Annotated in this window: 9 protein-coding genes and 1 tRNA gene; 5 read left to right on the plus strand and 5 right to left on the minus strand. The window is 71.6% G+C overall.

From position 1 onward, the window contains the following. Window positions 1-51: 51 nt before the first annotated feature. Window positions 52-1,137 (plus strand): phosphoribosylformylglycinamidine cyclo-ligase, encoded by a 1,086-nt coding sequence (gene purM / locus ACH4J0_RS10350; protein ID WP_396238241.1) that lies wholly within the window; start codon window positions 52-54, stop codon window positions 1,135-1,137. 238 nt (window positions 1,138-1,375) lie between these two features. Here purM and ACH4J0_RS10355 read toward each other — a convergent pair whose 3' ends face one another. Continuing rightward, entirely contained in the window at window positions 1,376-1,633 is a 258-nt protein-coding gene (locus ACH4J0_RS10355) for a DUF3073 domain-containing protein (RefSeq protein WP_396238243.1), read from the minus strand. Window positions 1,634-2,016: 383 nt separating this feature from the next. Beyond that, window positions 2,017-3,174: a Glu/Leu/Phe/Val dehydrogenase dimerization domain-containing protein gene (locus tag ACH4J0_RS10360; RefSeq protein WP_396238245.1), complete on the minus strand. Its 1,158-nt coding sequence runs from the start codon at window positions 3,172-3,174 to the stop codon at window positions 2,017-2,019. A 198-nt stretch (window positions 3,175-3,372) separates the two neighbouring features. On the opposite strand from ACH4J0_RS10360, the gene ACH4J0_RS10365 reads away from it, so the two are divergent. Next, window positions 3,373-4,284: a hypothetical protein gene (locus ACH4J0_RS10365; protein WP_396238247.1), complete on the plus strand. Its 912-nt coding sequence runs from the start codon at window positions 3,373-3,375 to the stop codon at window positions 4,282-4,284. A gap of 486 nt (window positions 4,285-4,770) precedes the next feature. Continuing rightward, on the plus strand, window positions 4,771-4,977 hold the full coding sequence (gene bldC, locus ACH4J0_RS10370; RefSeq protein ID WP_014137253.1) for a developmental transcriptional regulator BldC: 207 nt from the start codon (window positions 4,771-4,773) through the stop codon (window positions 4,975-4,977). A gap of 345 nt (window positions 4,978-5,322) precedes the next feature. Here the strand turns inward: bldC and ACH4J0_RS10375 are convergent. Beyond that, a tRNA-Asp gene (locus ACH4J0_RS10375) sits at window positions 5,323-5,396 on the minus strand. A 154-nt stretch (window positions 5,397-5,550) separates the two neighbouring features. Beyond that, entirely contained in the window at window positions 5,551-9,531 is a 3,981-nt protein-coding gene (gene hrpA / locus ACH4J0_RS10380) for an ATP-dependent RNA helicase HrpA (protein WP_396238249.1), read from the minus strand. 141 nt (window positions 9,532-9,672) lie between these two features. Here hrpA and ACH4J0_RS10385 point away from each other — a divergent pair, with 141 nt between their 5' ends. Then, the gene (locus ACH4J0_RS10385; RefSeq protein WP_396238251.1) at window positions 9,673-10,191 is read left to right on the plus strand and encodes a SigE family RNA polymerase sigma factor; all 519 of its coding nucleotides are present in this window, start codon (window positions 9,673-9,675) and stop codon (window positions 10,189-10,191) included. Then, window positions 10,188-11,147, plus strand: a complete 960-nt coding sequence (locus tag ACH4J0_RS10390) for a hypothetical protein (protein WP_396238253.1) — start codon at window positions 10,188-10,190, stop codon at window positions 11,145-11,147. The genes ACH4J0_RS10385 and ACH4J0_RS10390 overlap by 4 nt, the downstream gene beginning before the upstream one ends. 468 nt (window positions 11,148-11,615) lie before the next feature. Here ACH4J0_RS10390 and ACH4J0_RS10395 read toward each other — a convergent pair whose 3' ends face one another. After that, window positions 11,616-12,575, minus strand: a complete 960-nt coding sequence (locus ACH4J0_RS10395; RefSeq protein ID WP_396238255.1) for a LysR family transcriptional regulator — start codon at window positions 12,573-12,575, stop codon at window positions 11,616-11,618. Between the last annotated feature and the right edge of the window lie 173 nt (window positions 12,576-12,748).

The raw sequence follows: 12,748 nt of genomic DNA on the forward strand, positions 1-12,748 counted from the left end.
CCCCACCGCTGTTTCCGAACCACCCCACCTGACCCGAGAGGGCCGCACGCAGTGACCAGCAACCAGAACGGCGCCACCTACGCCGCCGCCGGTGTCGACATCGAGGCGGGCGACCGCGCCGTCGAGCTCATGAAGCAGTGGGTGAAGAAGGCCGACCGCCCCGAGGTGGTCGGCGGTCTCGGAGGCTTCGCCGGCCTCTTCGACGTGTCCGCCTTCAAGAACTACGAGCGGCCCCTGCTGGCCTCGGCGACCGACGGCGTGGGGACCAAGGTGGCCATCGCGGCCGCCATGGACAAGCACGACACCATCGGCCACGACCTGGTCGGCATGGTCGTGGACGACATCGTGGTGTGCGGCGCCGAGCCGCTGTTCATGACCGACTACATCTGCGTCGGCAAGGTCGTCCCGGAGCGGGTCGCCTCGATCGTCAAGGGCATCGCCGAGGGCTGCGCGCTGGCCGGCTGCGCCCTGGTCGGCGGCGAGACCGCCGAGCACCCGGGCCTGCTCGGCCCGGACGAGTACGACGTCGCGGGCGCCGGCACCGGCGTGGTCGAGGCCGACGCGCTGCTGGGCCCCGAGCGGGTCCGGGCCGGCGACGTGGTGATCGCGATGGCCGCCTCCGGCCTGCACTCCAACGGCTACTCGCTGGTCCGCCACGTGCTGCTGAACCAGGCCGGCTGGAAGCTGGACCGCAAGGTCGAGGAGTTCGGCCGCACCCTCGGCGAGGAGCTGCTGGAGCCGACCCGGATCTACTCGCTGGACTGCCTGGCGCTCACCCGCGCCACCGAGGTGCACGCCTTCTCGCACGTCACCGGCGGCGGCCTGGCGGCCAACCTGGCCCGGGTCATCCCGGACGGCCTGCACGCCCGCCTGGACCGCGGCACCTGGACCCCGCTGCCGGTGTTCCGGACCGTCGCCGAGGTCGGGCAGGTGGCCACCCTGGAGCTGGAGAAGACGCTCAACATGGGTGTCGGCATGGTCGCGGTCGTCCCGCCGCACTCGGTGGACGTGGTGCTGTCGATCCTGGAGGACCGCGGCGTCGAGGCCTGGCTGCTGGGTGACATCGTCGAGCGCACCGACGAGCACGCGGAGGGCGCGGCCCTCTACAACGCCTACGAGGGCTTCACGGCGGGCTGACCGGTCCCGACCGAAGGCCTGGCCGGCTCCTTGGACGGCAGAGGGCCCCTCCGTGCACCGGAGGGGCCCTCTCGCGCGTCCGAGGCGATCACCCGCCGGAGCCGGCGGGCCGACCGCGGCCGTGCAACCGGCGGCCCGACCGCGGCCCTGTTCAGGACGTCAGCCGACCGGCCCGCAGGAACGCCGAAGACCGGTCCGGCACCCAGGGGCGCTCGGACCGGTCCGGCGAAGCTGCGGGTTACGAGCGGCGGGAGGTCTGCGACGGCCCGGTGCCCGGCTCGTTGTCGTCCTCGTCGTCGAGGTCGGCGTAGCGGGCGGCGTACTCCGCGTACGGGTCGTCGTCCTCCTCCTCCTCGATCGGCTCCGGGTCGATCGAAGCGGTGGACGGCGATACGCCCAGCTCGTTGGACAGACGGTTAGCGTCGAACCCGCCGCTGTTGTACTTCAGCTCGCGGGCGACCTTCGTCTGCTTGGCCTTGGCCCGGCCGCGCCCCATGGGTCGACCCCCTCAACGATGGGGCTCACGGCCCCGAGTCTGACACGTGTTCATGATCAGGACCGGCCTGCCCGAATGGGAGGACCGTCCCTTGGAGCATTAACGGTACCTGTTTCCGCCGCTGGACGGTACGTCGTCGGTGTGACGTGGCGCGCACCGGCTGCACCCGCGACCAGGTCTTCCCAGGTCAGGGGAGGTTTTGCGGCGTTTTGCACGCTGTCCGGAGGTGTTCGGGGTCCGTCGTTCCAGGACCGATTATCCCCCCAAGGGGGACCTCGGATCACCCGTTCGGCCGGAGAAGTGAGAATCCGGTTCCACATCGTGATGCGCGGGGGGCCGAAGGTGACGGCCCCCCGCGCAGCGGCTCACCGGAGTGACGGTGATCAGCCGCGGCGGGCGCCCGGCAGCAGCACCGTGCGCAGCGCGCTGATCTCGCGCATCCGCTTCTCGGCCAGGCGGTCGGCGGCGACCGCCGGCGGGACGCCGTCGGCGGTGGCCCGGGTGAAGATCTCCAGGGTGGTGTCGAAGATCTTGGTGGCCTTGTTCTTGGCCCGCTCGAAGTTGAAGCCGTCGATCTCGTCGGCGACCTGGATCACGCCGCCGGAGTTCACCAGGTAGTCCGGGGCGTAGAGGATGCCGCGGTCGGCCAGGTCCTTCTCGACGCCCGGGTGGGCCAGCTGGTTGTTGGCCGCGCCGCAGACGATCGAGGTGCCGGACTCGCCGAGCGCCGCGACCACGGAGTCGGTCAGCGCGCCGCCGAGGGCGCAGGGGGCGTAGACGTCCAGCTTGGCCTGGAGCAGGGCGGTGGTGTCGGCGACCACCTCCACCTCCGGGTGGGCGGCGCGCACGCGGTTGACGGCGGCCTCGAAGGGGTCGGTGACGACGACGGTGGCGCCGTCCGCGACCAGGTGGCCGACCAGGTAGTGGCCGACCTTGCCGACGCCCGCGACGCCGACCCGCTTGCCGCGCAGGGTGGGCTGGCCCCAGCGGGCCTGGGCGGTGGCGCGCATGCCCTGGAAGACGCCGAAGGCGGTCAGGATGGACGAGTCGCCGGCGCCGCCGTGCTCGGGCGAGCGGCCGGTCACGAACTCGGTCTCGCGCGCGATGACGTCCATGTCCTGGACGTAGGTGCCCACGTCGCAGGCGGTGATGTAGCGGCCGCGCAGGGACTCGACGAAGCGGCCGTAGGCCCGGAGCATCGCCTCGTTCTTGTCCTTGTTCGGGTCGCCGATGATGACGGCCTTGCCGCCGCCGAGGTCGAGGCCGGCGAGCGCGTTCTTGTAGGACATCCCGCGGGACAGGTTCAGCGCGTCCTCCAGCGCCGCCTCCTCGGAGGCGTACGGGAAGAAGCGGGTGCCACCGAGGGCGGGGCCGAGGGCGGTGGAGTGGATCGCGATGATCGCCTTGAGCCCGGAGCTGCGGTCGTGGCAGAGGACGACCTGCTCGTGGCCGTCGCCGGGGGCGCCGTCCTGCTCGGTACGGAAGATCCTGCTGAGCACGCCGGGTGCGGGGTGCGTGGCCGGGGTCTGTACGTCGGTCACTGTGGTGACTCCAGTATCGAAGGCCCGCTGCTGTGGTGCGGGCGCCTAAGCCGAAGAGTAGTAGGGCGCGGACCGCCGATCCGTCGTCTTGTCCGAGCTTGTGCCGGTTGTCCGAGTACTGAGACGGGAGGGCGTGCGCGGTGCGGACGCGAACGGTTCGGGGGCGCGCCCTCCCCGGGCCGCGCGGCACGTGCGACCATGCAGGACGTGACCGTCGTACGCACTTCCGTACTGCCGCCCTACGCCGCCCACCTGCGGGTCTACGAACCGCTGGCGGCCTACCCGGAGCCCGAGCGGGCGGGCTGGCAGGCCTACGCGGCGGAGCACGGCCCGGACGCGGCGGCGGCCGAGCAGTCGGTGGCGGCGGCGGTGCTGGAGGAGCAGCGGGGGGCGCTCGCCGAGCTGGCCGCCCGCACGCCCAGGGCGCTGCCGGAGAAGGAGAGCGGGCGGGCGTACCTGCGGATCGTGGACGGCGTACTGTACGTGTGCCCGTGGGCGACCAGGCTGCGCAGTTGGCAGGCGCTGGAGGAGCTGCGGGCGGGGGCTCCGGTGGCGCTGCTGGACACCGCGGTGCCGCCGGTGACGCGGGCGGCCGCCGAGGCCGACCGGGAGCGCTGGCTGGCCGGGCACCCGGACGCCCGGCCGTGGATCCTCACCAGCCGGTGGGAGGTGCCGGTGCGCTGGTTCCTCCCCTTCGGGGACGAGGACCGGTGCTTCGTGCCGGGGGGCACGGACGGAGGGGGAGCGGAGGGGGAGCGGGGGAGGCCGGCGGCGCTGTTCTACCTGGTGCCGATGGCCCAGGCGCGGCGCCGGGTGGCGCGGGCCTACCGGGCGCTGCGCGAGGCGGTGCCGGAGGGGGAGTTGGTGCGCGGGGCGGAGCAGGTCGGGCGGTGGCTGGAGGAGTTCCACCCGCGCTCGCTGGTGGAGCTGGACTACGGGGGGCTGGTGCATCTGCTGGGGCCGGAGCGGCTGTTGGCGGACCGTTCGGCGGGGGAGCTGGAGCACGGGCTGCGGGCGCTGCGGGCGGGGGACACCGTCGAGGCGCTGCGCGCGTACGGGGAACTGACGGTGCGGTGGCGGCGGGTGCTGGCGCTGCGGCAGGCGAACTGACGTCCGACCGCGCGTGTATGACTGTGAGGGGCTTTGGTCCGCGACGGTGCCGACCAAGGTCCTGGTTCGGGTCAATAGCTGCCGAACGTGACACTACTCACCGTTGACGCGAACTTACCCCTATGTGCAAAAATGGGACAACCAGCCCAACTTCACGTGAGCGTGCCCACTTTTGGGTGGTTCTGGAGTCGATGCGTGCTTTGCGGGGAAAAGGAGGGTCTGGCCCCCTCGTAACCGGACGTCACTGTCGCGTGACTGTCCGTTATGGGGTGGTCCATCGCCATCCGTCGGCCTTGAACCCGTGAGGGGTCAATTTTGGCGGTTTGGTCGATAGGGCTGGACGGATGGTGTAGTTGTAGACACCAGGACAAGCCGTTCGTCCTATAACCGACTCGGCCCGTCTATGCCATTTCGGGCATCGCGGGTCAAGGTGCAGAATTTGAAGGATAGAACCGCCCTGGTTCGGTTCTCCCGAGGAGGCCGCTCATGACCGCTCGTACCCCTGATGCTGAGCCGCTGCTGACGCCGGCGGAGGTTGCCACCATGTTCCGCGTTGACCCGAAGACGGTCACCCGCTGGGCCAAGGCGGGCAAGCTGACGTCGATCCGCACGCTCGGCGGTCACCGTCGTTACCGTGAGGCGGAGGTGCGTGCCCTGCTGGCCGGGATTCCCGCTCAGCGCACTGAGGCCTGATAGGCCAAAGGCTCTTTAAAGGGGCCGCCAACCGGACTCCGCCGGGTCCGGTTGGCGGCCCCTTTGTCGTACCCGGTGTCGCGCTTCGAACGGTCGGAATGCTGAACTCCGGATAACGATTCGGTGCACATGATGCGGGGGGGATTTACAGTGAATAGAAGTGCAATTTTACATATTAAATTAGTGGGGTCTAGAACGGGCCGTTCCGGGGTCGGTTTCCCGAGGGTGTGAGTGGTGACGGTCACACGGCCTGCCGCTTGTGGTCCGGGCCTGGCCCGGGTAGAAGCCGGACGGCCAAAAGCGAGAGGCCCGGAACCTGACGGTTCCGGGCCTCTCGCTCTGCGGCGATCCCGACGGGACTTGAACCCGCGACCTCCACCTTGACAGGGTGGCGAGCTAACCAACTGCTCCACGGGACCAGAGTTTTCTGATCTCGTTCACTCGCTTGCCGCGCTGCGAACAAGACAGATCGTAGCCCATGGTGGGCCCCCAGGTCGAACTGGCTCCTGAGGGCCCACAGCGCACCCGCAGCTCAGGACGCCGCCGGGGACGCGCGGACGCCCGGCCCGGGCGTCACAGCGACGCCCGGGCCGCCTCCATCGCCTTCATGATCCGCTTCTCCGAGACCGGGCTCGGCGTGCCCAGCGACTGGGCGAAGAAGCTCACCCGCAGCTCCTCGATCATCCAGCGGATCGCCCGCACCTCCTCGGAGGGCTGCCGCCCGGCCGGCACCGCCGCCAGCAGCTCCCCGTACGCCTGCTGCACCTGCTGCACCTTCAGCAGCTGCTGGGCGTCCCGCTGCGGGTGGTTGGGAAGCGCCTCCAGCCGGCGGTCCACCGCCAGCAGGTAGCGCTTGAGGTCCGGCAGCCGCCGCCAGCCGGTGGCCGTCACGAAGCCCGGGTGCACCAGCGAGGCCAGGTGCAGCCGGACGTCGTTCACCGCGTTCAGCAGCACCGGGCTGCTCACCGACTTCAGCCGGGTCGAGGCCTTGTGGAAGGCGATCAGTGCGGTGGCCGTCTTCAGCGTGGTGTCCGCGGACAGGTCGTACAGGTCCGCCCGCACCTTGTCGTGCAGCTTGCCGAAGGCCGCCTCGTCCCAGGCCGGGCCGCCGGCCAGGGCCATCAGCCGGTCCGTCGCGGCCGAGACGACGTCCTCGAACAGGGCGTTGATCGAGCCGTGCGGGCTGTGCGAGAGCGCCAGCTTCGCCTGGTTGCCCAGCCGGCCCTGGATCGACTTGGCCGGGGAGGTGGTGGTCAGCACCAGCAGTCGGCGCGTCCCCTCCCACATCGCCTGGGCCTGCGCCTCCGGGGTGTCGAACAGCTTCACGCCGACCGACCCGCCCTCGTCCACCAGCGCCGGGTAGGCGCGCAGCGAGTGGCCGCGCGAGCGCTGCTCGAAGGTGCGCTGGAGCACCGGCAGCCCGGCCGGCCAGGCGGTCAGCCCGCTCTGCTCGATGCCCTGGCCGGAGGCCGCCGAGGAGAGCGTCTCCTTGAGCTTGGGCTTGAGCTTCAGCCGCAGCTCCTCCAGGTCCTTGGACTCGGCGAGCCTGCGCTTGCCGTCCACCACCCGGAACGTCACCTTGAGGTGCTCCGGCACCCGCTCGTCGTCCCAGGCCTCCGGCGGCACCGTGACGGCCGTCAGGCGCTTCAGGGCGTGCTCCAGGGACGGCAGCAAGGGCTCCTGGCGGTCCTTCACCTGGCGCAGGGCCGCCCTGGCGAAGTCCGGGGCCGGCACGAAGTTGCGCCGGACCGCCTTGGGCAGCGACTTGATGTACGCGGTGACCAGCTCCTCCCGCAGACCGGGGATCTGCCAGTCGAAGCCCTCCGCGGTGACCTGGTTGAGCACCGGCAGCGGGATGTGGACGGTCACGCCGTCCGCGTCGCTGCCCGGCTCGAACTGGTAGGTCAGCTTGAAGCGCAGCTTGCCCTGCTGCCAGTAGTCCGGGTAGTCGGCCTCGGTGACGCCGTCCGCGGCGTCGTTGATCAGCATCGACTTCTCGAAGTTCAACAGGTCCGGCTGCTCGTGCCGGGCCTTCTTCCACCAGGAGTCGAAGTGCCGGGTGGAGACGACCTCGTCGGGCAGCCGGGCGTCGTAGAAGTCGAACAGGGTCTGGTCGTCCACCAGGATGTCCCGGCGGCGGGCCCGGTTCTCCAGCTCCTCGACCTCGCCGAGCAGCTTGCGGTTCTCCGCGAAGAACCGGTGGTGGGTCTCCCAGTCGCCCTCGACCAGCGCGTTGCGGATGAACAGCTCGCGGCAGAGCTCCGGGTCGATCCGGCCGTAGTTGACCTTGCGCTGGGCGACGATCGGCATCCCGTAGAGGGTCACCTTCTCGTACGCCAGCACGGCGCCGGCCTTCTTCTCCCAGTGCGGCTCGCTGTAGCTGCGCTTGATCAGGTGCCCGGCCAGCGGCTCGACCCACTCGGGCTCGATCTTCGCGTTGATCCGGGCCCACAGCCGGGAGGTCTCCACCAGCTCGGCCGACATCACCCAGCGCGGCGGCTTCTTGAACAGGCCGGAGCCGGGGAAGACCGCGAAGCGGGCGCCACGGGCACCGCCGTACTCGCGCTTCTCCACGTCGAACAGGCCGATGTGGGAGAGCAGTCCGGCCAGCAGCGACTGGTGGATCCGGTCGGCGTCCGGCTCGGCGTCGGGGTGGGGTTCTTCGATCGTGACGCCCAACTGCTTGGCGACCGTGCGCAGCTGGGTGTAGACGTCCTGCCACTCCCGTATCCGCAGGTAGTTGAGGAACTCGGACTTGCACATCCGGCGGAAGGCCGAGGAGGAGAGCTCCTTCTGCTGCTCCCGGACGTAGCGCCACATCGCCAGGTAGGAGAGGAAGTCGGAGGTCTCCGAGGAGAACCGGCGGTGCCGCTCGTCGGCGGCCTGGCGCTTCTCGGCGGGGCGCTCGCGCGGGTCCTGGATGGACAGCGCGGCGGCGATCACCATGACGTCGCGCACGCAGCCGTTGCGGTCCGCCTCCAGCACCATGCGGGCCATCCGCGGGTCCACCGGGAGCTGGGCGAGCTTGCGGCCCAGCGCGGTCAGGCGCTTGCGCGGGTCCTTCTCGTCCGGGTCCAGCGCGCCCAGCTCGTGCAGCAGGTGGACGCCGTCCTTGATGTTGCGCGAGTCCGGCGGGTCCAGGAACGGGAAGGCGGAGATGTCGCCCAGGCCGGCCGCGGTCATCTGGAGGATCACCGAGGCCAGGTTGGTGCGAAGGATCTCGGCGTCGGTGAACTCGGGGCGGGAGAGGAAGTCCTCCTCCGAGTACAGCCGGATGCAGATGCCGTCCGAGGTGCGGCCGCAGCGGCCCTTGCGCTGGTTGGCGCTGGCCTGGCTGATCGCCTCGATCGGTAGCCGCTGCACCTTGGTGCGGTGGCTGTAGCGGGAGATCCGGGCGGTGCCCGGGTCGATCACGTACTTGATGCCGGGGACGGTCAGCGAGGTCTCGGCCACGTTGGTGGCCAGCACGATCCGGCGGCTGTTCGAGCGCTGGAAGACCCGGTGCTGCTCGGCCGAGCTGAGCCGGGCGTAGAGGGGGAGGACCTCGGTGTTCCGCAGTTTCAGCCTGGTCAGGGCGTCGGCGGTGTCGCGGATCTCGCGCTCGCCGGAGAGGAAGACCAGGATGTCGCCCGGGCCCTCGTCCTGGAGCTCCTGGGCGGCGTCGCAGATCGCCTGGATCTGGTCCCGGTCGCGGTCCGCCTCGTCGGCCTCGTCCTCGGTGTCGTCGATCACCGGCCGGTAGCGGACCTCGACGGGATACGTCCGACCGGAGACCTCGATGATCGGGGCGTCGCCGAAGTGCCGGGAGAAGCGCTCCGGGTCGATGGTCGCGGAGGTGATCACGACCTTGAGGTCGGGGCGGCGGGGGAGCAGCTGCTTGAGGTAGCCGAGCAGGAAGTCGATGTTGAGGCTGCGTTCGTGCGCCTCGTCGATGATCAGGGTGTCGTACTGGCGCAGATCACGGTCGGTCTGGATCTCCGCGAGCAGGATGCCATCCGTCATCAGCTTGACCAGGGTGTCCTGGCCGACCTGGTCGGTGAACCGGACCTTCCAGCCGACCGCCTCGCCGAGCGGGGTGTCCAGCTCCTCCGCGACGCGCTCGGCCACCGTGCGGGCGGCGATCCGGCGCGGCTGGGTGTGGCCGACCAGACCCCGCACGCCGCGGCCCAGCTCCAGGCAGATCTTCGGGATCTGGGTGGTCTTGCCGGAGCCGGTCTCACCTGCGACGATCACCACCTGGTGGTCCCGGATCGCCTCCAGGATGTCGTCCTTCTTCTGGCTGACCGGGAGCTCGGCCGGGTACGTGATCTTCGGCACCGCGCCCCGGCGCTGCTCGACCAGCAGCGCGGCGCGGTCGATGTCGGCGGCGATCTCGGAGGCGATCTTCTGCCGGGCCTCGGGCTTGCGGACCCTGCGGGCCCCCTCCAGCCGGCGTCCGATCCGCACCTCGTCGCGCAGGGTCAGCTCGGGCAGGCGGGCGGCCAGCTCACCGATTCCGGGACCCTCGGCGGGGACGGGGGCGGACTGGACTGCGGGAGAACTCACTGCGGGCATCCCTCTAGGTTCGCAAGGAGGCACGGCGGAGCGCACCTCGGTTTTCGAGCCCCTCCAGTGTCACAGCCGCCGGCGGCCAATCGCGAACGCCGGGCAACGGTCGGTCGCGGTTCCGGGCTCTGGTGTTTCGAGGAGGTGCTCATGGGAGCCCAGAAGACCGCCCGGGACGACGAGTTCCGGGCGTTCGCCGGCAGCGCGTGGTCACGGCTGCTGCGGACGGCGTACCTGCTGGCGGGGGACCGCCACGGCGCCGAGGACCTGGTCCAGCAGGCCCTGGAACGGGCCTACGTCCACTGGACCAAGGTCCGCGCCGCGGACGACCCGAACGCCTACGTGCGCCGGATCCTGGTCAACGAGCACGCCCGGAGGTTCCGGCGCAGACCGGCCGAGTACCTGGTCGAGGCCTTCCCGGACCGGCCCGCCCCCACCGCGCCCGACCCGGACGACCGGGCCTTGCTGCTCGCCGCGCTCGCCGCCCTGCCGCCCCGCCAGCGCGAGGCCGTCGTGCTGCGGTACTGGGAGGACCTCAGCGAGTCCCAGACGGCGGCGGCCATGGGCTGCTCGGTCGGCACGGTGAAGAGCCAGGCGGCCCGTGGTCTGGCCAAACTGCGAGAGGCCTCCTCACTCAACGGACTGACCAGCGTCGGAGGCAACAGATGAGCATGGAGTCCACGTTCGGGCACGAGGACGCGGAGGCGGTCGAGGCCGAGATCTCGTGGGAGCTGGGTGAGCTGGCCGAAAGCGTCGAGACCGGGCCGGTGCCGTACGACCGGCTGCTGGCCGGCGGGCGGCGCAGGCTGCGGCGCCGGCGGCTGCTGACGGCCATCGCGGTCGCGGGGCTGGTCGTGGTCGTGGGCGGAACGGGGGCGGCTTTCAGGGGCGACGGGCGGGCGGCGTCACCGGTGGCCGCACGCCCGGCTTCCGGTGTCTCCCTGACGGCGTCGGGGGCCTCGACCGCCCCGACGGCTTCGGCCGAGCCGTCCGGGCGCGCGCGGGACCCGTTCACGCCGGTCCGGGTCAAGGTCGGTGAGGGCGCGGCGGGTGGCCACGCGCTGGAAGCCTGGATCGCCCTGTGGCCGGCGGCCCCCACGGCGGAGGACGGCCTCAAGCAGAGCCGGTTGATCTGGGAGGAGCGGCACGCCGTGGACCCGCGCCTGCAACAGAGCCCGCAGACCCAGCAGAGCCCGCAGACCCAGCAGAGCCCGCAGCCCCCGCAGCAGACCCCCGACGCGGTCTGGGACCCGCACAAGGACCGCGCCGACGTCTATCTGATCGTGGACGGCAGGCGGCAGTCGGGTGACTTCGTGGAGTCGATCACAGCCCCGGGCGCGACGGGGCAGGACGACCCGGAGCACTTCGTCAACGGTGTGGTGCTCAACCGGGTGGTCGGGGCGGTGGGCGTCCCGGACATGGTGGTCGTCCGGACCGAGCCGGAGGTCGCGAAGGTCGTGGTCGACTGGAAGACGGGCGGATCCGTCGAGGCGGTGCCCGTCGCGGTCGGGGACTCCCCGTTCCGCTGGTACGCCGTCGTCCGCAGGCCGGGTTCCATGGACGACACCGCCATCTCCTACGCCGCGGACGGGTCGGTGCTGCGGACCCAGAACACCTGGTGGTGATCCGGCGCCGGGGCACGGGCTGAGCCGCCGCTGCGCCAGGTTGTCAGTGCCCGTGCGGCACAGTGGTCGCCGGAAGTGACCGGGCGTCAACGGCACGGCCGGCACCGCCCCGATGCGGCGGACAGCGCCTGGGGCCGGCCGGCCCTGCTGGACGACGGCGGGGACCTGGTCTCGCCGCTGGACGACTGCCTCGCCTTCGCCCGGATGCTGCTGGCCGGGGGGGGGGGGGCCCCCGGCCCCCCCCCCCCCCCCCCCCCCCCCGGCCGACCGTCCGGCCGATGACCGCCAACCATCTCTCGGGCGGCAACGGCTTCGCCGCGCCCGGCCGCTACGGCTGGGAGGGCGGTCTCGGCACGGCCTGGCCCGACGACCCGGCCGACCGGCTGACCGGGATCCTGCTCACCCAGCCGATGTTCGATAGCGCCGTGCCGCCGGCCGTCGTGCGGGACTTCGAGGTGCTGGCAGGGCTCACGGCTGGAGTGCGGCTTCGTCGGCGTCCGGGAGCCAGTCCCGGGACGGGTCGTACTCCAGCCACCGGCTGCGGGCCGCCTCGGCGGTGAACGCCCTCAGCAGGCTGTCCAGTTGGCCGTTGCTTTCGGTGTCCCGGTCGGTCCGCCAGAGCAGTGACCAGGCGTACAGCGGGGTCGGACCGGCCAGCGGGACGGTACGCGCGCCCGGGCGGTCCGGCAGCGGGCCGTCGGCGGGGACGAGGGAGAAGCAGCTCGGATCGGCGGCGACCTGGTCGAGGAAGTGCTCCAGACCCAGATTGGTCGAGCCGACCCGCTCGGTGACCTCGAACCGAGTGGCGAAGCGGGTGAGGAAGTCCAGTCGGTCCACCGCCGCCGGATAGCGCAGCACACTGCCGCGCAGCTCGGCCGGGCTCAGGGTGTCCCGACCGGCCAGCGGATGGTCCGCGCTCAGCAGTGCGTCCACCGGCTCCAGCCGGACCAGCCGGTGCGTCAGCCCGGCGTCGGCACCGTCCGGCAGGGCGTGCACCCGGCCGAACCCGGCATCCGACTCCCCGCGCAGCAGCGCCGCCGCCACCGACGGCAGGTCCCGCCCCGGCACCGGCTCCACCTCCAGGCCGGGCGCCGCGTCGACCGCCTGTGCGAGGGTGCGCATGGGCGCGTAGAGGTGGCCCCAGACGTCGATCCGCAGCGGCCGCCCGGTCTCCTGCACGGCCGCCACCGCCAGGTTCCCCTGCGCCAGCACCCGGCGTGCCGGGTCCAGGAAACGGGTACCGGCCCCGGTCAGGGCCACTCCGCGGGCGTCGCGTTCCAGCAGGCGCACTCCGAGGGTCGCCTCCAGGCGGGCGATGCGTTTGGACAGGCCCTGCTGGCTGATGTTCAGGCGGGTGGCGGCGCGGCCGAAGTGGAGTTCTTCGGCGGTGGTGACGAAGGCTCGTACCTGTCCCAGATCCAGATCCACCTGGGGAACCCTAGCGGGGGTGCTGTGGTGGGGGGGTTGGTGTTGGGGGGTGGGCTTTCGGGAGGGTGGGTGGCCGGGGGGGGGGGGGGGGGGGGGGGGGGGGGGGGGGGGGGGGGGTGTGGGGGGGGGGGGGGGGGGGGGGGGGTGTGGGGGAGGAGCTCGGGGGTGATACA

Origin of the sequence: Kitasatospora sp. NPDC017646, assembly GCF_044329365.1 — a bacterium.
In the GTDB taxonomy this organism is placed as follows: Bacteria; Actinomycetota; Actinomycetes; order Streptomycetales; family Streptomycetaceae; genus Kitasatospora.

Excerpts from the sequence above, each read along its gene's own strand:
- hrpA (WP_396238249.1), bottom strand. The coding sequence starts at position 9,531 with ATGCCCGCAGTGAGTTCTCCCGCAGTCCAGTCCGCCCCCGTCCCCGCC.
- bldC (WP_014137253.1), top strand. The coding sequence starts at position 4,771 with ATGACCGCTCGTACCCCTGATGCTGAGCCGCTGCTGACGCCGGCGGAG.
- ACH4J0_RS10365 (WP_396238247.1), top strand. The coding sequence starts at position 3,373 with ATGCAGGACGTGACCGTCGTACGCACTTCCGTACTGCCGCCCTACGCC.
- ACH4J0_RS10385 (WP_396238251.1), top strand. The coding sequence starts at position 9,673 with ATGGGAGCCCAGAAGACCGCCCGGGACGACGAGTTCCGGGCGTTCGCC.
- ACH4J0_RS10355 (WP_396238243.1), bottom strand. The coding sequence starts at position 1,633 with ATGGGGCGCGGCCGGGCCAAGGCCAAGCAGACGAAGGTCGCCCGCGAG.
- ACH4J0_RS10390 (WP_396238253.1), top strand. The coding sequence starts at position 10,188 with ATGAGCATGGAGTCCACGTTCGGGCACGAGGACGCGGAGGCGGTCGAG.